The sequence below is a fragment of the Bradyrhizobium sp. USDA 327 genome, assembly GCF_041262065.1.
Classification (GTDB): Bacteria; Pseudomonadota; Alphaproteobacteria; order Rhizobiales; family Xanthobacteraceae; genus Bradyrhizobium; species Bradyrhizobium liaoningense.
In genome coordinates this window covers 6,949,084-6,967,911 of sequence record NZ_JBGCCW010000001.1, presented here as the reverse complement: position 1 = coordinate 6,967,911, position 18,828 = coordinate 6,949,084, and the positions used below count along the sequence as shown (strand labels likewise).

The window sequence follows — 18,828 nt, the reverse complement described above, 5'->3', positions numbered from 1 at the left end:
GCATGCACGCCGGCCTGTGCAAGCCGGTGCGCGCTGCCGTGCCATGCAGAGAGAGCGGGCTACTGCGCCGCCGCTTCCGCGCCGCGCGTTCGCGGATCGGCCGCGCCGAGCAATCCGCTCGGCGTCACGAGAATCGAATTCGCCGATGTCTGCCCCATCGGCTCGACGATGAGGTGGCCCATGGCCTTCAGCGCGAGCAGCACGTCGTCGGGAAAGCCGCGCTCGACGCGCACCTCATCCGGTAGCCATTGGTGATGTAGCCGCGGCGTTGCGACGGCGGCCGCAACATCCATCCTGTAGTCGAGAACGTTCACGATCACCTGGAGCACGGTCGAGATGATGCGGCTGCCGCCGGGTGAGCCCGTCACCAGCACCGGCTTGCCGTCCCTCAGCACGATGGTCGGCGACATCGACGAGAGCGGCCGTTTGCCGGGGCCAGGCAGGTTTGCCTCGAAGCCGACGAGGCCATAGGCATTGGAAGCGCCGACCGCCGCCGTGAAATCGTCGAGCTCGTTGTTGAGGAGCACGCCGGTGCCGTCGGCGACGAGGCCGACGCCATAGCTGAAGTTCAGCGTATAAGTGTTGCTGACCGCGTTGCCGCGACCGTCGACGACGGAAAAATGCGTCGTGTTGCTGCCCTCACGGGGCGCGGCAGAAGCGGACACGAGCTCCTTCGACGGCGTGGCGCGTTCGGCAGAAATGCCCGCGCGCAGCCTGGCGGCGTAGTCCTTCGCGATCAGCGTCTCGATCGGGGCGTTGACGAAGGCGGGATCGCCGAGATAGCGCGCGCGGTCGGCATAGGCGCGCTTCATGGCCTCGATCAGCAGATGCAGCGATTCCGGCGATCCCTGCTTCAGATCGGCAAGCTGAAAGCCTTCGAGGATGTTGAGCGTCTCCAGCAGTACCACGCCGCCGGACGAAGGTAGCGGCATCGAGACGATGTCATAGCCGCGATAGGTGCCGCGCACCGGCGCGCGGATGACCGGTCGATAGGCCTCGAGGTCGGCGGGCGTCATGATCCCGCCGGCATCGGTCACGGCCTTGGCGAGTTTCTGGGCGACCTCCCCCTCGTAGAAGCCGCGCGGTCCCAGTGCGGCGACGGCCGACAGCGTTTCGGCGAGATCGCCCTGCATCAGCCGGTCGCCTTCGCCCAGCGGCGTGCCGTCAGGCCGCGAGAAGATCTTGGCCGAGGAAGGCCAGCGTGCCAGCCGCCGGTGCCAGCTCGGCAGCGTATCGGCGATGTCGTCGCTGACGATGAAGCCATCGCGTGCGAGCGCGATGGCGGGCGCGAGTAGCTGCGCCAGCGTGAACTGGCCGGAGCCGTATTTGTCCAATGCCAGCGCGAGGCCCGCGACCGTGCCGGGAACGCCGACGCCGAGCGCGGAATCCCGTGACTTCGTCGCGTCAGGCTTGCCGTCTGCGCCGAGGAAGATCTGTGGCGTCGTCGCAGCCGGCGCGGTCTCGCGATAGTCGATCGTGATGTCCTCGTTGCGATCGGCGGAATGGATCACCATGAAGCCGCCGCCGCCGATATTGCCGGCGCGTGGATAGGTGACGGCCATCGCAAAGCCGGTCGCGACCGCAGCGTCGACCGCATTGCCGCCGCGCCGCAGGATGTCGGCGCCGACCTGCGCAGACAAACTCTCCTGCGCCACCACCATGCCGTGCTCGGCGGCGACGGCGCGCACCGTGTCGCGCGCGGGCGGCACATAGCCACGCCGCGCATCCTGAGCGGTCGCAGGAGCGAGACTGAACGCCAGAGTGGCTATGAAGGCGAAGAATGTCCGTCGTGTCGAATATGATGACATCATCAAAACGTCCGCCGCGGCCTCGGGCCAGTTCACACACCTCGCTGCAATGCTATACGGTTTGCTCCAAGAGGGACAAAACTGTTCGTGATGAGGACCGCGGGATGACGACGATTGCCCCCGATGTGCGTATGGCCGGCGCGCAGCGGACCTATCCGCCGCGCGCTGCCGTCGTCAGCTGGATCTTCTTTGATTGGGCCGCGCAGCCCTATTTCACGCTGGTCACGACCTTCGTGTTCGCCCCCTATTTCGCGACCAGCGTTGCGCCAAATCCCGCGACCGGTCAGTCGCTGTGGGGTTTTGCGATGGCCGCCGCAGGCCTTGCGATCGCGCTGCTGTCGCCGGTGCTGGGGGCCATCGCGGATGCATCGGGCCGCAGGAAGCCATGGATCGCAGGTTTCGGCGTGGTGCTGGTGCTGGCATCCTGCACGCTGTGGATCGGCAAGCCCGGCGACTACGCCATCATACCCTTGCTGCTCACCGCGGTTGCGCTCGCCAGCGTCGGTGCGGAGTTCGCCACCCTCTTCAACAATGCGATGATGCCGACCCTGGTGCCGCCGGAGCGCATCGGCCGGCTCTCCGGCACCGGCTGGGCTACCGGCTACGTCGGCGGCATCGTCAGCCTGATCATCGTGCTCGGCTTTCTCGCCGCGAATCCCGAGACCGGTCGCACGTTGCTCGGCTTCACGCCGTTGTTCGGGCTCGATCCCGTGACTCATCAGGGCGACCGCGCTGCCGGGCCGTTGACCGGGCTATGGTTCATCATCTTCGTGACGCCGATGTTCCTGTTCACGCCGGACTATCCGGCGAAGCGCCCGTTGCGCGAGGCGCTGCGCGAAGGTCTGTCCGAGCTGAAGCGATCGATCAACGGCCTGCCCAGGCAGAAGTCGCTTGCGGCATTCCTGCTCGCCAACATGATCTACACCGATGGTCTGGTGTCGCTGTTCGCGTTTGGCGGCATCTATGCCGCCGGTACGTTCGGCTGGCATACGATCCAGATCGGCACCTTCGGCATCATGCTCGCGATCGCCGGCGCGTTCGGCGCGTGGCTCGGCGGCAAGCTCGACGATCGTCTCGGGCCGAAGCGCGTCATCGCCGGGAGTCTGCTGGTCCTGCTGCTGTCGGTGGCCGCGATCCTTCTGGTCGACAAGGACAGTGTCCTGTTCGTTAAGGTCGCTCCGCCGCAGGCAGGCGCTCCCCTGTTCTGGAGCGCGGCGGAGCGCGCCTATCTCGTGTTGGGCTGCTTGATCGGTGCAGCCGGCGGCCCGCTCCAGGCCGCCTCCCGCACACTGCTGATCCGCCTCGCACCGAAGGATCGCATCGCGCAGTATTTCGGCCTGTTCGCATTGACCGGGAAGGTGACATCCTTCATCGGCCCGCTCTTGATCGGCGTGATCACCGCCGTGACCGCAAGCCAGAAGGCCGGCATGGCCGTGCTGGTGGTGTTTTTCGTTGCAGGACTGGGGTTGTTGATGCGGGTGCGGCAATAGCTGCACCACCGTCATTCCGGGGCATCGCGGAGCGATGAACTATGGTGCGCAATTGCGCACCATAGTTCGCGCTGCATGCACCCCGAAATGAAAGTGGCTTCAATGCCTGAAGTGCCGTGTTCCCGTGAACACCATGGCGATGCCGTGCTCGTCGGCGGCCTTGATCACCTCGTCGTCGCGCATCGAGCCGCCGGGCTGCACCACGGCGGTGGCGCCGGCCTCGATGCAGGCGAGCATGCCGTCGGCGAACGGGAAGAACGCGTCCGATGCCACCACCGAGCCCTTGGTGAGCGGCTCGGCGAGCTTCAGCTCAGCTGCGGCATCCTGCGCCTTGCGCGCAGCAATGCGGGCTGAATCCACCCGGCTCATCTGGCCCGCGCCGATGCCGACGGTGGCGAGATCCTTGGCGTAAATGATGGTGTTGGACTTGACGTGCTTGGCCACACGGAACGCGAACTTCAGATCGCGCATCTCGGCATCGGTTGGCGCCCGCTTGGTCACGACCTTGAAGGTCATGTCGTCGACCACGGCGTTGTCGCGGCTCTGCACGAGGAGGCCGCCGGCCACCGTCTTGGCGGTCAGGCCCGGCGCGCGCGGATCGGGCAGGCTGCCGGCGAGCAACAGGCGAAGGTTCTTCTTGCCGCCGATGATGGCGATCGCCTCCTCGCTGGCGTCGGGCGCGATGATGACCTCGGTGAAGATCTTGGTGATTTCGCGGGCGGTGTCGGCATCGAGCGGACGGTTCATGGCAATGATGCCGCCGAACGCCGAGGTGGAATCGCAGGCCAGCGCCTTGCGATAAGCGTCGACGAGGCTGGAGCCTTCCGCGACGCCACAGGGATTGGCGTGCTTGACGATGACGCAGGCCGCGGTGCGCCTGGCGTCGAACTCGCCGATGCATTCATAGGCCGCGTCGGTGTCGTTGATGTTGTTGTAGGAGAGCTCCTTGCCCTGGAGCTGCCGTGCGGTGGAGACGCCCGGGCGCTTGTCGGGCGTCGCGTAGAACGCCGCGGTCTGATGCGGGTTCTCGCCATAGCGCAGCGACTGGATCAGCCGGCCGCCGAAAGCGCGGAAGTCGGGCGCGTCGATCTCGAGCTGACGGTTGAACCAGTTCGAGATCGCGGCATCATACGCCGCGGTGCGGGCATAGGCCTTCGCGGCAAGGCGCCGGCGCAGCTTCAGCGTGGTCGCGCCCTTGTTGGCGGCCAACTCGTCGAGCACGGCCTGATAGTCCTGCGCCTCGACCACGACGGCGACGTCGTCATGGTTCTTGGCCGCGGCGCGGATCATCGCGGGGCCGCCGATGTCGATGTTCTCGATGCAGTCTTCGAAGCCCGCGCCTTTGTCGACGGTCGCCTCGAACGGATAGAGATTGACGACGAGGAGATCGATCGGCGCGATGCCATGCGTCTTCATCGCGTCGGCATGGTCCTTGTTGTCGCGGATCGCGAGCAGGCCGCCATGCACCTTCGGATGCAGCGTCTTGACGCGGCCGTCCATCATCTCGGGGAAGCCGGTCAGCTCGGACACGTCCTTCACATCGAGGCCGGCGGCGGCGATGGCCTTGGCGGTGCCGCCGGTCGAGACCAGCTCGACATCGTGCGCGGTAAGCGCCTTTGCGAATTCGATCAGGCCGGTCTTGTCGGAGACGGAAAGGAGGGCGCGGGTGACGCGGCGGGGATGGTCAGTCATGAGCAAGATCCTCTGTCTTAAGGAGTGTCTATGCCCAGGCGCGCGGCGGATGTGTCCCGCGCTTCCCGATGGTGCTCCATCCAAGGTCGCCAGTCGCGCGAGCGCGTGTTCGTTAGCAGCTTTCGCCGGTTTCCACAACGACGAGATGCCTCGAATTCGCGCGTCTACAGCGGAAGTTCCGGCTCGCGGCGAGCGTTGCGGCGGGCATTGGTGACGGCCGGCGATGCGGTGGAGCGGACAAAGCTCCAGCGGATCGAGGGCGCCTGCCGCGCGTCCTGACGGATCACGATCTGGGCGGTGCGGCGCGGGCCGTCATTGCCGGCCAGGAACACGCTGTCCTCGAGGTCGACCTTGTCGTCGAGCGCCTCGAAGGTCCAGACGTCGCGGTTCGGCAGCACCAGCATCACGCCGCGGGCATCCGAGAGCCGGCTCGCCTTCACCGCCGGATGCAGATGGAAGCGCAGCGCGAAATCGGCATCCGCGCCCTTGAAGCGTCGACCCTGCGGCGGCGAGAGCGTGTCCTCGCCGTCGACGCGTGCGCCGTCGTTGGCGACCATCAGCACGCGACGGTGGATTGCCCCGAACTTGGCGAGGTAGCCGTCGTGCGATGTCGTGAGCAGCGTGCCGTTCTGCACGATCTCGCGATAGCTTTCGACCTCGACGGGACCGCTGGTGATGGGCGCGCCGTGCAGGAGCCGTTTCATCGCCGACATCTCGACGAACTGGCATGACGAGGTCTCGTGATAGGTCAGCGTCGAATGCGCCGCCGTGCTGCGTGCGAACGGCCGCCAATTGTCGCGGCCCGTGGTCGGCATGCCGCAATTGGTGACGATGCGGCTGATGCCGGACGACAGTTCGAACGACAGGCAGCCGGCATGGGCGTCGTGGCTGACGCCGGCCGGCGGTGGCGGTCCGGTGTCGATGATCACAGTGGTCTGGCCGGCATCGAGGCGCTGGAAGCCGGTATGCGGCATGTTCGCCATCGGCACGCCGTGGGTGTCGTCATAGGCGAGCAGCGTGGCGAGCAGGTCCGAAGAGGTCGCGCTCATGCCGTTGAACAGGGCGAAATTGCCGTCGCCGTGCCGGAAGAAGCGCAGCATCGGCATCATGCGATCGATCGCGTTGAGCAGCGCCGGCGGCGGCGCGATGTTGCGCGCGGCAAAGGTCTGCCGCAGTGGCAGCAGGTCGATCAGCAGCTCGATCAGCGCGCCCGGGTTGCGTGAGATGTGTCCACCGTCGGGCAGGATCTGCCGCTGCAATTCGTCCGACAGCTTCTTCGAGGCGCTGCGGATGTGACGCGCCTGGTTGGCGAGACACAGGGCCGCATAGCACAGTGCGATCAGCACCTGGAGCTTCGGCACCCCGTCTGGAATGTCGACCATGGTGTAGCGCAGGAAGCGGATCTCGCGGGCCAAGGCGCGCAGATAACGGCGATAGAACTTGTTGTCGGTCTCGCCCAGCACCAGCGGCGCTTGCGACAGCAGCGAGATCACGCGCCTGGCCAGCACGTCGGCGCGGCGCGCGACGGGGCGGCGCTTGTTGGCGGGGTTGGCGATCCAGTCCTCGATGAGCGCGCGCGCATTCGCTCGCGTCAGCGCAGTGTCGGCGGCGCGCAAGTGACGCAACCAGCCGAAGCCGAGCAGCGCAACTTCCCAATCCTCCGACGGCGGCTCGAGATCGAAGATCGAGCGGCCGTGGCAATTGACGATCTTGCCGGCGAAGACGAAGCGGCCGGCATAGATTTCGGCGGCGCGGGTCGCGTCCGCAGTGCGCAGGTCGTGCGGTGCGATGATCAGCCGGTCGGTACGGCCGGGCCAGACCCGCGACAGCGTAACGGAACCGCCGCTCGCGCGCGCGAGCATGTTCCGCGCGAAGCGGTTCATGACCAGCGTCGAGATATGTCTGCGTTGAGCGACCGACACGCCTTGCCTTGAAGGGGAGAGGATTAACGACGAATCCTTATTAATCCCAAAATCGGACGGCTGACACCACCTTGAACGGCGCGAATCAGCGTCGTGATGGCAAAATCCAGTGCAAAATCAGGATTTAACGAGCCGGGCCGCGAAAAATCCGTCGAGGCCGCCGAGCTTGGGATCGGCGTTCGGCAGATGGCAGGGCAAGGTGCGAAGGTCGCCGTCGGCAGTGAGGATTTCGTCGAGCCCCGCTACCTCCGACGCCTCGATCGGAACGCGGCGAAGCGCAGGCTCGGCGGCGAGCAGCGCCGCCACGGCCTGCTCGCCTTCCTCGGGTTCCAGCGAACAGGTGCAATAGACGAGCGTCCCGCCGGGCTTGAGCAGCGACACCGATTTTCGCAGCAGCCGCTGCTGCAGCGCCGCCAGCGCGGCGATGTCGGATTCCTGCCGCAGCCATGCCACGTCGGGATGGCGGCGGATCGTGCCGGTCGAGGTACAGGGCGCATCGATCAGAATACCGTCAAAGGCCTCGGCCGGGCCGGCCCATTCCACGGCGTCAGCAACGACAGTCTCCGCCTGGAGCGACAGTCGCGCCAGGTTTTCGCGCAATCGCGCCACTCGCGCGGGCGAGCGGTCGATGGCCGTGACACGCGCGCCGGCATGCGCCAGCTGCGCGGTCTTGCCACCGGGGGCGGCGCAGAGATCGGCAATGGACTTGCCGTTGACGTCGCCGAACAGCCGGGCAGGCAAGGCGGCAGCGGCGTCCTGCACCCACCATTGTCCTTCGGCGAAGCCGGGCAGCATGGTCACCGAACCGTGCAGCAGCATCCGCACCGTTCCCGTCGGCAGTGTCTCGCCATGCAGGCGGCTCGCCCATTGTGCGGGATCGGACTTCACCGTCAGATCGAGCGAGGGCTCGTGGCCGAGCGCCAGCGCCATGTCGCGTGCGGTGGCCTCGCCATAATGCGCGCTCCAGCGCGCAAACAGCCATGGCGGCAGGTCCAGCGATTGTGTCGCGACCTCCTCGATCAGCCCCTTGCCCTCGCGCGCGCAGCGGCGCAGCACGGCGTTGACGAGGCCGGCATAGCGCGCGGCGCGGCGGTCGGATTGCACGAGGCGAACGGAGAGGTCGACCGCGGCGTGATCCGGCACGTCCATCCAGAGGATCTGCGCCGCGCCGATCAGGAGCGCGCTCTGCGCGCGGGGCGCATCGGAGGGAATGCCCTTGTCGAGCAGGCGGGACAGCACATGGCCGAGCGTGCCGAGCCGGCGCAGCACCGTGGCGACGAGGCGGCGCATCAGCGCGCGGTCGCGGTCGGCCAGCGTCTTCAGTCCGGGATGGGCGCCGCTGCCGTCGAGCTGGTCGTCGAGCGTGCGGTGCTTGTGCAGCACGCCGTCGACGATGTCGGCGGCAATCCGCCGTGCCGCAAGACCGGGCACTTCGGATGGAGGGACGAAACGTTGAGATGGCATGCGGAAGCAAGGTTCTGAGCGAGCGGCAGTTCCGCCGCAATGGCGCATGCCTCGAGAGACTCGATCTCTGGCACGCGAATATGCCAAATGTAAGAATGGCCCCTCGCGATTGCAGCCCGCAATGACCATTTCAGCAATGCGTTATTGGACCTCGCACTTCCCGTGATCCTGCGTTAGGAACCCGCCGAGATGAGTGACCAGCCCTCCCTTCCCGATCGCAAGCCGCTGTCGCCGGCCGCCCAGCGGGCGTTGGCCGAAGCCGAGGCGCGCCGGCAGGCTGCGGCGGCCGCGCATGATGAAGCTGCGCCGAAGGAGTTGCAGGGGCCAAAGGGTCCGGAGCCAACCCGCTACGGCGATTGGGAGCGCAACGGCATCGCTTCGGACTTTTGAGACGCCGCTTTACGCGCGCTCCTCATAAGCCACCTTGCCGGTTTAGCCGACTCAGCCCTAGCGTGCGCGGATGTCGCGCTTCGATCCCAGCCGCCCGTACCGGACTTCATACAGCCGCTCGCCGTTCGGCCGTCGCTTCTCCGGACTGTTGCCGTGGATGTTCGTGGTCGGCGTTGTGACGGCCGTCGTGCTCGGCTTCCGCCAGGGAACGATCTGGCCCATTCCGCATGTGGATGACGAACGGTCGCGCGATGCCGACATCATCCTGCAGCAGTCCGGCGCGGCGGGCGCTCGTCAACCGGTCGAGGTCATTCGCACCGTCGACGGCGACACGTTTCTGGCGCGCGTGCACCAGCACAACGGCGGCGATCTCGTCGCACGTGTCCGGCTGCGCGGCATCGATGCGCCCGAACTGAAGGCGTCCTGCCAGGAGGAGTTGGACAAGGCCGAAGCTGCTGCCCGCGCGTTGCGCGATCTGCTCAGTCAGGGGGGCGTGACGATCACCAATCTCGGCCCCGACAAATACGGTCGCGTTCTCGCCGACGTCGCCACCCGGAAGACCGCGAGCGTTGCGGCGGCAATGCTCGCCGGCGGCTTTGTGCGCAGTTACAATGGCGGCCATCGCGACGGCTGGTGCGCGCGGGGCTGGCGCTTGTGGTAACAAGAAAGCCGCGTGGCAACATGCGGCTTCTATCTCGACTGTTTCAGGCGATCAGCGCGTCACGACCACCGTCGTGCCAACCGAGACGCGGCCGTAGAGATCGGTGATGTCCTCGTTGAGCATGCGGATGCAGCCATAGGAGACGAAGCCGCCGATCGAGCCCGGCACGTTGGTGCCGTGGATGGCGTATTCGCCGCCGGCCAGCGTCATCGCCGCGACGCCCATCGGGTTGCGCGGCGAGCCGCCGGGAATGACATCGGGGATATTCGGCTTGTCGCGCTTCACCTCGGCGGGCGGCGCCCAGGCCGGATTGAGATACTTGCCCTCGATCTTCGTCGTGCCGGCCCATTGCTTGCCGGCCTTGCCGACGCCGACCGGATACCGCACGGCGTGGCCGTTATCGAGGATGAGATAGAGCCGCCGCTCGCTGGTCCTGACCACGATGGTGCCCGGCGAATAGTCGGCGAGGTGCGTGCCCACCAACTCCGGCCGCGCCTCTGCCGCGGTCGACATCAAGGCCCCAACCCCGATGGTGGCCGCCAGCGCCGCCGCAATTCTCATCGACATCGATGCTTCCCCTTGCCTCAAATGGATTGTCCAAAAATTACGCAGAACCCGGCAATCGCCGCCGCGCCAGGCCCTCGTTAGCGCTTCATTCTGAACCGCGCCTGTTAACCGGATGGTTTCCACGCGCGGCCGCCGAGGGCCGGCCGGCAGCGGGAACAAAGGAAATGTTCGAAATAAAGTAAATGATCTGAAAACAACACTTTCCGGGAAAGATGCCGGTCGCGCCCCGACAAGAGCGTGAGGATGTTGAACGACTGTTGTTTTGGAAGATCGCGCGAGCTGTCAGTTGCTCTCGTGTCCCGGACGCGCAGCAACTCCTGAGCGCTGCTGCGCAGAGCCGAGCCCCAGGAGGCCACACGTTCCGCCGCTGCATGGGCCCCGGCTCAGCAGCGCACCGCTGAAGTGCGCGCTGCGCTGCGTCCGGGGCGCAAGATCTTACGCCGACTTCCGGTTCTGCCGGTTCTTGACGAGGTCGTCGACCACCGCCGGATCTGCCAGGGTCGAGGTGTCGCCCAGGCTGCCGGGCTCGTCCTCGGCGATCTTGCGCAGGATGCGGCGCATGATCTTGCCGGAGCGGGTCTTGGGCAGGCCCGGCGCGAACTGGATCTGGTCGGGCGAAGCGATCGGGCCGATCTCCTTGCGCACCCAGGTGACGAGCTCCTTGCGCAGATCTTCGGTCGGCTGGACGCCGGCCATCAGGGTGACATAGGCGTAGATGCCCTGGCCCTTGATGTCGTGCGGGAAGCCGACCACCGCCGCCTCCGAAACCTTCTCGTGCGCGACCAGTGCGCTCTCGACTTCTGCGGTGCCCATGCGATGGCCGGAGACGTTGATGACGTCGTCGACGCGGCCGGTGATCCAGTAATAGCCGTCGGCGTCACGCCGGCAGCCGTCGCCGGTGAAGTACTTGCCCTTGTAAGTCGAGAAATAGGTCTGCTCGAAGCGGGCGTGATCGCCATAGACCGTGCGCATCTGGCCGGGCCAGGACCGCGTCAGGCAGAGATTGCCGGTGGTCTCGCCTTCCAGCACCTTGCCATCGGCATCGACGATCTCGGGCACCACGCCGAAGAACGGCTGCGTCGCCGAGCCAGGCTTGAGCTTGGTCGCGCCCGGCAGCGGCGTGATCAGGATGCCGCCGGTCTCGGTCTGCCACCAGGTGTCGACGATCGGGCAGCGGTCTTCGCCGACGACGCGGTGATACCACTCCCAGGCTTCCGGATTGATGGGCTCGCCAACGGAGCCGAGCAGGCGCAGGCTCGCACGCGAGGTCTTCTTCACGGGCTCGTCGCCGCCCTGCATCAGCGCGCGGATCGCGGTCGGCGCGGTATAGAAGATGTTGACCTTGTGCTTGTCGATGACGTTCCAGAAGCGGGAATTGTCCGGGTAATTCGGCACGCCTTCGAACATCAGCGTGGTCGCCCCGTTCGCCAGCGGCCCGTAGAGGATGTAGCTGTGGCCGGTGACCCAGCCGACGTCGGCGGTGCACCAGTAGATGTCGCCGTCGTGATAGTCGAAGACGTATTGATGCGTCATCGAGGCGAACACGAGATAGCCGCCCGTGGTGTGCAGCACGCCCTTGGGCTGGCCGGTCGAGCCTGAGGTGTAGAGGATGAACAACGGGTCCTCGGCATGCATGTGCTCGACCGGGCATTCCGTCGTCACCATTGCCGCCGCCTCGTGGTACCAGAGGTCGCGCGTCGGGTTCATGTCGACCTTGCCGCCGGTGCGCTTGACCACGACGACCCAGTCGACGCCGTCGGCCTTGGCGAGCGCCGCGTCGACATTGGCCTTCAGCGGCACCTTCTTGCCGCCGCGCAGGCCTTCGTCCGCGGTGATGATCACCTTGGATTGGCAGTCGTTGATGCGCTGGGCGAGGCTGTCCGGCGAGAAGCCCGCGAACACGACCGAGTGGATCGCGCCGATGCGTGCGCAGGCGAGCATCGCATAGGCGGCTTCGGGAATCATCGGCAGGTAGATGGTGACGCGGTCGCCCTTCTTGACGTTGCGGGTGCGCAGGATGTTGGCCATCCGGCAGACCTCGTCGTGCAGCTCCTGATAGGTGATGTGCTTTGACTGCGAGGGATCGTCGCCTTCCCAGATGATCGCGGTCTGGCTGGCGCGCTTGGCGAGATGCCGGTCGATGCAGTTGTGAGCAACGTTGAGGACTCCGTCCTCGAACCATTTGATCGAGACGTTGCCGGGCGCGAACGAGACGTTCTCGATTTTCGTCGGCGCCTTCATCCAGTCGATGCGCTTGGCCTGCTCTGCCCAGAAGCCGTTCGGGTCCGAGATCGAGCGGGCGTACATCTCCTTGTACTTGGCCTGGTCGACCCAGGCGCGCTTCGCCCACTCCGCGGGGACGTCGTAGATCTTCTCGGACATGCTTCCCTCCACATGCGGCAGGCCGAACGCCAGCGACCGGCGAGCCGACTTGATCATTGACTGATTATGCGTCGGGCTAACCGGACCCGACAAGGAGCACAAGCTGGACCTTCGGCGGGCCACCGGCCATGCGGAGGATCAAGGTGACCTGCCGCGACTGTCGCAGATCTGAAACAGGCGCCGCGAGCGGCCTTTGGGCCTTCACCCGGATGTGCGGACCAGGCCGGTGCAGAGCTCTCACCCCATGGAGGTATCTAGAGACCTCCTCTCACTGATTCGGGACTCGCAATACGGTTCGGAACACCCTAAATGGCCAACCCGGGTCCAAAGAGACCCCTCGGAACAAAAATCAGAACAACGGCATTGATCGATAACAGGCAGGGCTAAAGGCGTAAGACCATGATGGATCAGCAGAATCTCGGGACGATGCGGCCCGCTTCAGCCGATCCTGCGGCCATTGCCCTGGCCAAAGCCCTCGGACAATGGCCCAAACCGGCCCCTTTCCGGCGCCCCAGCCCGAAAAAGACCTTCGATACGGCGCCGGCGACGGTCGAGGCGCTCGCCAGGGAGCATGGCCTGCGGCTCGGCGACCAGAACGAGCTGACCATCCGGCGCGTTAAGCGCGGCAAGGGCTACTCCTTCGTCCGTCCCAACGGCGCGCATATCCGTGATGCCCGCACCATCCGCCGACTGCACGCGATGGCGGTGCCGCCGGCCTATCGCGAGGTGCGTTACTCCGCCGATCCCAACTCGCACCTCCAGGCGGTGGGCCGCGATGCCGCGGGCCGGCTGCAATATCGCTATCACGCCGATTGGGAGAAGGTCCGCGAGCACCGCAAGGCGCATCGCCTGGAGAAGCTCGTCGGCGCGCTGCCAAAAATCCGGCGCAAGGTCTCTGCGTTCCTGTCGGGCGACGAGCCGACGCGCGAGTTCGCGCTCTCGGCCGTGATCGAGCTGATCGCGCGTACCGCGATCCGCCCCGGCAATGAGTCCTATGCCCGCCTCAACGGCACCCGCGGCGCCACCACGCTGCTGAAGTCCAACGTCATGCTCGAAGACGACTGCTTCGTGCTGACCTTCAAGGCAAAGGGCGGCAAGGCGGTGCGTAAGGAGTGCGACGCCGCCAAGCTGGTGCGCGCCATCCGCATTTTGCAGGGCGTCCCCGGCAAGCGCATGTTCCAGTATCGCGATGCCTACGGCATCGTGCGCGCGGTCAACACCACGCAGGTGAACGCGTTTCTGCGCGAGATCGCCGGCATCAAGATCTCGCTGAAGGATTTTCGCACGCTGATGGCGTCCGCCGTCGTCGTGGAATCGCTGTCACGGATCACGCCGGCGACGAGCCAGCGCGGCCGCAAGAAGCAGGTGCTGGACGCAATCCGCGCCGCCGCGGACAAGCTCTCCAACACGCCGGCGATCTGCCGCAAGAGCTACGTCCACGATACCATCGTCACTGCGTTCGAAGAGGGCATCCTCGAGCGCTTCGCCGCGACCATGAAGGGCCAGCGCTCCCAGGCAAGACGCGAGCAGCTGCTGGCGCAGGTGGTGGCGACCGCCGCGGTGTAACCGCCAGCAAGCCTGTCGCCCGGATTGCGCTTCGCTCCATCCGGGCTTCGGCAGCGGTGATTTACATCCCGCCCATCTTGCAGACGAGCTTCCATTCCTCCGCCGTCACCGGCTGCACCGAGAGGCGCGAATATTTCACCAGCGCCATGTCGGCGAGCTTCTTCTCGGCCTTGACTGCGGCCATCGTCACCGGTGTCTTCAAGGGCTTGTCGGCCTTGATGTCGACGCAGACGAATTTGCCGGTCTTGTCGGTCGGGTCGGGATAGGCCTCCTTGATGATCTCGGCGATGCCGACGATCTCCTTGCCCTCGTTGGAATGATAGAAGAACGCCTTGTCGCCCTTCTTCATGTTCACGAGGTTCTGGCGCGCGGTGAAATTGCGCACGCCGGTCCAGGCCTCGCCCTTGGCGCCCTTCGCGACCTGCTGGTCCCAGGACCACACCGACGGTTCGGATTTCACGAGCCAGTAATTCATGACAACGCGCCCTGTCCATTCGTCATGGCCGGGCTTGTCCCGGCCATCCACGTCCTTGTCACCAGTTCAATATCAAGACGTGGATGGCCGCGACAAGCGCGGGCATGACGAGAAGACGTCATTCCTCTGCCTTGAAGGGGCGCGTCATCAGCGCCGAGATCGCGGAATCGATCGTGCTTCGGCCGCTCAGGATCGCCGCGACCGCTTCCGATACCGGCAACTCGATGTTTTGCGAAGCTGCGAGTTCGATCAGCACAGGTGCCGTGAACTCTCCCTCGGCGAGCTTGCCGGCGGGAGGCTGCTCGCCGCGCCCGAGCGCAAGTCCGAGCGCGAAGTTGCGCGATTGCGGGCCCGAGCAGGTCAGGATCAAGTCGCCGAGGCCGGATAGGCCGGTGAGCGTCTCGCTGCGCGCGCCGAGCGCGCGGCCAAGGCGCGTCAGCTCGGCAAAGCCGCGGGTCGTGAGCGCAGCCTGTGCGGAGGCGCCGAGCTTGCGCCCGACCGCGATGCCGACTGCGATCGCCAGCACGTTCTTGGCCGCACCGCCGATCTCGACGCCCCGGACGTCCGTGGAGTGATAGGGCCGGAACGTCGGCGAGCCCAGCGCCTGCACGAGCGCGCGCGCCAGCGCCTCATCGCTTGCCGCCAAGGTCACTGCCGTCGGCAGGCCGCGTGCGACGTCGTCGGCAAAGCTCGGGCCCGACAGGATCGCCGGCTGCGCGTGCGGCGCGGCCTCGGCGATCACGTCGGTCATGAATTTGTGGGTGCCGTGCTCGATGCCCTTGGCGCAGGCGACGATCGGCACCGGCCTTGCGAGGTGAGAGGCCAGCATGTTGACCGCGCCGCGCAAATGTTGCGCCGGTGTTGCAATCAGCAACATCTCCGCACGCGCGGCGAGCGCCAGATCGCTCGTCACGACAATGTCCGGCGCAAGCTGAACGCCCGGCAGCCGCGGATTATCGCGCGACGACGCGATCCGCGCGGCATGCTCGGTATTGCGCGCCCAGAGCGTGACGCTCCGGCCGGCGCGCGCTGCCACCGTCGCCAGCGCCGTACCCCAGGCGCCCGCGCCGATCACTGCGACGGATTGCAGCGCGGCCATCGCTAAAATCCCGCCCGGGTGTTGCCGTAACCCGCGGGTGCCGTCGCGTTGGCGTCGAGCAGCCACCGTGCGCGCGGCTGCGCCTCCATCGTGTCGGTCAGGCCGAGCGCGAGGCGTTCGGCGCCGGCCCAGGCGATCATCGCGCCGTTGTCGGTGCAGAGCGCGGGCGGCGGCATGATCAGTTGCGTCCCGGCCTGCCTTGCAACGTCATGCAGAGCGCCGCGGATCGCTTGATTGGCGGCGACACCGCCGGCGGCCACGAGCGCGCGCGGCGCGCCGAACTGCTCGCGGAAAAGTTTCAAGCCGACGCTCAGCCGGTCGGTCGTCGATTCGAGCACGGCGGCCTGAAAACTCGCGCAGAGATCGCTGATGTCCTGCGGCGTGAGCTCAGCCAGCCGGCTCGCTTCGGTGCGCACCGCCGTCTTCAATCCCGACAGCGAGAAATTGGCATCGGGACGTCCCTGCATCGGCCGCGGAAACGCAAAGCGGCTGGCATCGCCGCTCGCCGCCGCGCGCTCGACCTGCGGTCCGCCCGGATAGGGCAGTCCCAGCATCTTCGCGACCTTGTCGAAGGCCTCACCGATCGCGTCGTCGACCGTGGTGCCGAGCCGTACATATTGGCCGACGCCGGTGACTGCGACGATCTGGGTGTGGCCGCCGGAGGCGAGGAACAGGCAATAGGGAAATTCGATTCCGTCGGTGAGGCGCGGCGTCAGCGCATGCGCTTCGAGATGGTTCACCGCGACCAGCGGCGTGTCGTGTACCATCGCGATCGCCTTCGCGGTGGTAAGCCCGACGATGACGCCGCCGATCAGGCCCGGCCCCGCGGCGGCCGCGACGCCGTTGAGCTGGGCAAAGCCGATGCCGGCCTCGCGCATGGCGCGGTCGATGATGCCGTCGAGCAGATCGACATGCGCGCGCGCGGCGATCTCCGGCACCACGCCGCCGAAGCGGGCGTGTTCCTCGATCTGCGACCGCACGATGTTGGACAGGATCCGGCCACTGCCGTCAGGCGCGCGCTCGATCACGGCCGCGGCGGTCTCGTCGCAGGTGGTTTCTATGCCCAGCACCAGCATTGGCGAATTGTTATCCAATTTGCGCCCTTGCGCTCATCCATAAAGCAGCGTTCTGGTACGTCCGGTAGCATTCCGGGGTCGGCTTGCGCAATCGTCACGCGCGGCCATCCTGGTCAATGCGCCACCGCCACGTGGTTCGGGAACAGCAGCGATGTCCATTCTTGTCACACGGCCGCATCCCGACAATGAGGCGACGGCGGAAAGTCTGCGCGCGCGGGGGCATGCGGTGCTGCTCGCGCCGGTGCTCAAGTTCGAGCCGGTCGCCGTCCATGACGAGAGTGAAGGTCCCTACGGCGCCGTTCTCGTCACATCGGCCAACGCGATCCGCGCCGTCGCTCCGCAATTGCCGGAGCTCGGCCTCCTGAAGCTGCCTTTGTTCGCGGTCGGCGAGCATACGGCTGCCGCGGCGCGCGAGGCCGGTTTCGCCGAGGTGATCGTCGCCGGCGGCGATGCAGCTTCCTTGCGCGACAGCTTGATGCAAAGCGCGCGCGATAAGGTGCTGAAGAAAAAGAGCGCGCTGCTATATCTCGCCGGCGCGGAGCTGTCGCGCGACCTCGGCGGCGAACTCGGTGCGGAGGGCTTCCGCGTCGTCACGCGGACCACCTATCGCATGGCGCCGGTCAAGCATCTGCCGCGCGAGGTTTGCGAGGGCTTCGCCGCGCACGGGGTCGAGGCGGTGCTGCACTACTCCCGGCGCAGCGCACGCGCGTTCCTGGATGCGGCGCGGGACGAAGGCGTCGAAATCTCGGCGCTGGCCATCCCGCATTGCTGCCTGTCCGAGACGGTTGCGAGCGTGCTGCGCGACGCCGGCGCGTCACGGGTTCTGGTGGCCGCAACGCCGGACGAAAGTGCCCTATTCGACACCTTGGAGCGTGCGTTGCGCACCCGTTTGGCGTAAGAGGTCAGGCCGAATCCGACGCGATCTAGTTCACCCGGGTATGGAAGTGTGAGGAACCGTCACGATGGCCGACGACAAGCCTGAAGACGCTGGATTGGCGCCCGAGACGGGTCGTACCAAGCGCACCCCGCCCACCATCGATCTTGAGGCGACGGAAGTTTCGACCCAGCCGCAGCAGGTCGCGGGCGAGCCCGAGGCGTCCGAGCATGCCGCGCAGGAGCAGGCCAGGTTCGAAGAGCCCGGATCCGAGGAGGTCAAGACCGAGCCTCAGTCCGAGCCTGCAGAGGAGCAGGTTTCCGTCGCGGCCGCACCCGTGTCGGCGCCGATTTCCCCCTGGATCATTGCACCGTTTTCCGGCGCTGTCGCGGCCGCGGTCGTGATCGCGGTCGGCTGGATGCTGGGCTGGCCCGCGGTGCAGGCGCCGCCGGCCGCGCCTGAGGTCACCCGTGCGACAGTCGATGCGCTGAGCGCACGCGTTGCCGCGGTTGAAGCCAGGGCCGGCAGGCCCGCAGCCGATCCGGCCATGGCGGCGCGGATCGACGCGTTGGAGAAATCCGCGAGCAGCCTGCGCAGCGACATGGCCAATCTGCGTGCGCAGTCCGACAAGACTGCGAGCGCCCTGAACGACGTGAAGGTTGCATCGCCTGCTGCAGCGCCGGATCTTGCCGCCGTCATCGACCGCATCGCCCAGCTCGAGCGCGCCGGCAAGACGGAGCGCGCCGAGCTCGCGCGGCAGGGCGAGAAGATCGCCGAGGCCAGGACGATGGACGACAAGCCGCTCCGCCATGTGGTGGCGGCATCCCTGCTCGACGTCGCCGTCCGCCACGGCGATCCCTATCAATCGCAATTGGCCGCGGCGCGGTCGCTTGCGGCCAAGCCCGACATGCTGAAGCCGCTCGACGCGTTTGCATCGTCCGGCATCCCGACGCCAGCCGCGCTGAGCCGCGAGCTCCTCAACATCGTGCCGAAGCTGTCGCCGCCGGCGGAAGCTCCGCCGAGCGATGCCGGCATCGTCGAGCGTCTCCAGGCCGGCGCGTCAAAGCTCGTTCGCATTGAACGTACCGACGGGGTCGGCAACGATCGCGGCGCCATCGTTGCGCGCGTGACCGCGGCGGCGCTTCGCAATGATTTCGTGGAAGCGAGGCGCGAGCTGAAGACTCTGCCGGAGGCCGATCGTGCCCCGGCGCGGGCCTGGCTCGACAAGACCGATGCCCGCGAAGCCGCGCTCGCCGCGTCCCGCAAATTCGCCGACGATGCCATGGCGGATCTCGCCAAGTCCGATCCTGTCAAGTCCGATCCTGTCAAGTCCGATCCGACCAAGCCTCTTCAGTAAAAGTT

The 18,828-nt window shown here is 66.6% G+C and carries 15 protein-coding genes and 1 riboswitch; of the genes, 6 read left to right on the top strand and 9 right to left on the bottom strand.

Annotated elements, in window-relative coordinates; all coding sequences use genetic code 11:
* Positions 1–59 precede the first annotated feature (59 nt).
* Positions 60–1,811 (bottom strand): gamma-glutamyltransferase, encoded by a 1,752-nt coding sequence (gene ggt, locus ABIA42_RS32945; protein WP_370117315.1) that lies wholly within the window; start codon positions 1,809–1,811, stop codon positions 60–62.
* Between the two features lie 101 nt (positions 1,812–1,912).
* Between ggt and ABIA42_RS32940 the strand changes: the two genes are divergently transcribed.
* Positions 1,913–3,298: an MFS transporter gene (locus ABIA42_RS32940; RefSeq protein ID WP_370117318.1), complete on the top strand. Its 1,386-nt coding sequence runs from the start codon at positions 1,913–1,915 to the stop codon at positions 3,296–3,298.
* 99 nt (positions 3,299–3,397) lie between these two features.
* On the opposite strand, the gene purH is transcribed toward ABIA42_RS32940, so the two are convergent.
* The 3 genes from purH to ABIA42_RS32925 all read right to left on the bottom strand — a co-directional run bounded on the left by purH (position 3,398) and on the right by ABIA42_RS32925 (position 8,376).
* Complete coding sequence (gene purH, locus ABIA42_RS32935; RefSeq protein ID WP_370117321.1) at positions 3,398–4,990, bottom strand: bifunctional phosphoribosylaminoimidazolecarboxamide formyltransferase/IMP cyclohydrolase; 1,593 nt, start codon at positions 4,988–4,990, stop codon at positions 3,398–3,400.
* Between the two features lie 25 nt (positions 4,991–5,015).
* A riboswitch (ZMP/ZTP riboswitch) is annotated at positions 5,016–5,097 on the bottom strand.
* A gap of 57 nt (positions 5,098–5,154) precedes the next feature.
* Complete coding sequence (locus ABIA42_RS32930; RefSeq protein WP_370117324.1) at positions 5,155–6,873, bottom strand: heparinase II/III family protein; 1,719 nt, start codon at positions 6,871–6,873, stop codon at positions 5,155–5,157.
* Between the two features lie 156 nt (positions 6,874–7,029).
* On the bottom strand, positions 7,030–8,376 hold the full coding sequence (locus ABIA42_RS32925; protein WP_370117327.1) for an RsmB/NOP family class I SAM-dependent RNA methyltransferase: 1,347 nt from the start codon (positions 8,374–8,376) through the stop codon (positions 7,030–7,032).
* Positions 8,377–8,565: 189 nt separating this feature from the next.
* Between ABIA42_RS32925 and ABIA42_RS32920 the strand changes: the two genes are divergently transcribed.
* The gene (locus ABIA42_RS32920) at positions 8,566–8,766 is read left to right on the top strand and encodes a DUF1674 domain-containing protein (RefSeq protein ID WP_239628737.1); all 201 of its coding nucleotides are present in this window, start codon (positions 8,566–8,568) and stop codon (positions 8,764–8,766) included.
* A 70-nt stretch (positions 8,767–8,836) separates the two neighbouring features.
* A complete protein-coding gene (locus tag ABIA42_RS32915) occupies positions 8,837–9,427 on the top strand; it encodes a thermonuclease family protein (RefSeq protein ID WP_370117331.1) in 591 nt (196 codons plus the stop codon).
* Between the two features lie 51 nt (positions 9,428–9,478).
* On the opposite strand, the gene ABIA42_RS32910 is transcribed toward ABIA42_RS32915, so the two are convergent.
* Positions 9,479–9,994: a L,D-transpeptidase gene (locus tag ABIA42_RS32910; protein ID WP_271528875.1), complete on the bottom strand. Its 516-nt coding sequence runs from the start codon at positions 9,992–9,994 to the stop codon at positions 9,479–9,481.
* 435 nt (positions 9,995–10,429) lie between these two features.
* Complete coding sequence (acs, locus tag ABIA42_RS32905) at positions 10,430–12,376, bottom strand: acetate--CoA ligase (RefSeq protein WP_370117334.1); 1,947 nt, start codon at positions 12,374–12,376, stop codon at positions 10,430–10,432.
* A 399-nt stretch (positions 12,377–12,775) separates the two neighbouring features.
* Between acs and ABIA42_RS32900 the strand changes: the two genes are divergently transcribed.
* Positions 12,776–13,942 carry a DNA topoisomerase IB gene (locus tag ABIA42_RS32900; protein WP_370117337.1) on the top strand — a complete coding sequence of 389 codons (1,167 nt, stop codon included), beginning with the start codon at positions 12,776–12,778 and terminating at the stop codon, positions 13,940–13,942.
* A gap of 61 nt (positions 13,943–14,003) precedes the next feature.
* Here ABIA42_RS32900 and ABIA42_RS32895 read toward each other — a convergent pair whose 3' ends face one another.
* From ABIA42_RS32895 to tsaD, 3 genes are all read right to left on the bottom strand, one after another.
* Positions 14,004–14,417, bottom strand: coding sequence for an EVE domain-containing protein (locus ABIA42_RS32895; RefSeq protein WP_370117339.1), 414 nt, complete (start codon positions 14,415–14,417; stop codon positions 14,004–14,006).
* Positions 14,418–14,535: 118 nt separating this feature from the next.
* Positions 14,536–15,516 carry an NAD(P)H-dependent glycerol-3-phosphate dehydrogenase gene (locus ABIA42_RS32890; RefSeq protein WP_271528881.1) on the bottom strand — a complete coding sequence of 327 codons (981 nt, stop codon included), beginning with the start codon at positions 15,514–15,516 and terminating at the stop codon, positions 14,536–14,538.
* A gap of 2 nt (positions 15,517–15,518) precedes the next feature.
* Positions 15,519–16,592: a tRNA (adenosine(37)-N6)-threonylcarbamoyltransferase complex transferase subunit TsaD gene (gene tsaD, locus ABIA42_RS32885; RefSeq protein ID WP_370123811.1), complete on the bottom strand. Its 1,074-nt coding sequence runs from the start codon at positions 16,590–16,592 to the stop codon at positions 15,519–15,521.
* Between the two features lie 151 nt (positions 16,593–16,743).
* Between tsaD and ABIA42_RS32880 the strand changes: the two genes are divergently transcribed.
* Together ABIA42_RS32880 and ABIA42_RS32875 are read left to right on the top strand one after the other, a co-directional pair.
* Positions 16,744–17,490, top strand: coding sequence for a uroporphyrinogen-III synthase (locus tag ABIA42_RS32880; RefSeq protein ID WP_370117341.1), 747 nt, complete (start codon positions 16,744–16,746; stop codon positions 17,488–17,490).
* A 64-nt stretch (positions 17,491–17,554) separates the two neighbouring features.
* Complete coding sequence (locus ABIA42_RS32875; protein ID WP_271528883.1) at positions 17,555–18,823, top strand: COG4223 family protein; 1,269 nt, start codon at positions 17,555–17,557, stop codon at positions 18,821–18,823.
* Positions 18,824–18,828: the final 5 nt, after the last annotated feature.

What these genes read in the sequence shown, in the direction of transcription:
- ggt (WP_370117315.1), bottom strand. Translation starts at nt 1,811, where the DNA reads ATGATGTCATCATATTCGACACGACGGACATTCTTCGCCTTCATAGCC.
- ABIA42_RS32940 (WP_370117318.1), top strand. Translation starts at nt 1,913, where the DNA reads ATGACGACGATTGCCCCCGATGTGCGTATGGCCGGCGCGCAGCGGACC.
- purH (WP_370117321.1), bottom strand. Translation starts at nt 4,990, where the DNA reads ATGACTGACCATCCCCGCCGCGTCACCCGCGCCCTCCTTTCCGTCTCC.
- ABIA42_RS32930 (WP_370117324.1), bottom strand. Translation starts at nt 6,873, where the DNA reads ATGAACCGCTTCGCGCGGAACATGCTCGCGCGCGCGAGCGGCGGTTCC.
- ABIA42_RS32925 (WP_370117327.1), bottom strand. Translation starts at nt 8,376, where the DNA reads ATGCCATCTCAACGTTTCGTCCCTCCATCCGAAGTGCCCGGTCTTGCG.
- ABIA42_RS32920 (WP_239628737.1), top strand. Translation starts at nt 8,566, where the DNA reads ATGAGTGACCAGCCCTCCCTTCCCGATCGCAAGCCGCTGTCGCCGGCC.
- ABIA42_RS32915 (WP_370117331.1), top strand. Translation starts at nt 8,837, where the DNA reads ATGTCGCGCTTCGATCCCAGCCGCCCGTACCGGACTTCATACAGCCGC.
- ABIA42_RS32910 (WP_271528875.1), bottom strand. Translation starts at nt 9,994, where the DNA reads ATGTCGATGAGAATTGCGGCGGCGCTGGCGGCCACCATCGGGGTTGGG.
- acs (WP_370117334.1), bottom strand. Translation starts at nt 12,376, where the DNA reads ATGTCCGAGAAGATCTACGACGTCCCCGCGGAGTGGGCGAAGCGCGCC.
- ABIA42_RS32900 (WP_370117337.1), top strand. Translation starts at nt 12,776, where the DNA reads ATGATGGATCAGCAGAATCTCGGGACGATGCGGCCCGCTTCAGCCGAT.
- ABIA42_RS32895 (WP_370117339.1), bottom strand. Translation starts at nt 14,417, where the DNA reads ATGAATTACTGGCTCGTGAAATCCGAACCGTCGGTGTGGTCCTGGGAC.
- ABIA42_RS32890 (WP_271528881.1), bottom strand. Translation starts at nt 15,516, where the DNA reads ATGGCCGCGCTGCAATCCGTCGCAGTGATCGGCGCGGGCGCCTGGGGT.
- tsaD (WP_370123811.1), bottom strand. Translation starts at nt 16,592, where the DNA reads ATGCTGGTGCTGGGCATAGAAACCACCTGCGACGAGACCGCCGCGGCC.
- ABIA42_RS32880 (WP_370117341.1), top strand. Translation starts at nt 16,744, where the DNA reads ATGTCCATTCTTGTCACACGGCCGCATCCCGACAATGAGGCGACGGCG.
- ABIA42_RS32875 (WP_271528883.1), top strand. Translation starts at nt 17,555, where the DNA reads ATGGCCGACGACAAGCCTGAAGACGCTGGATTGGCGCCCGAGACGGGT.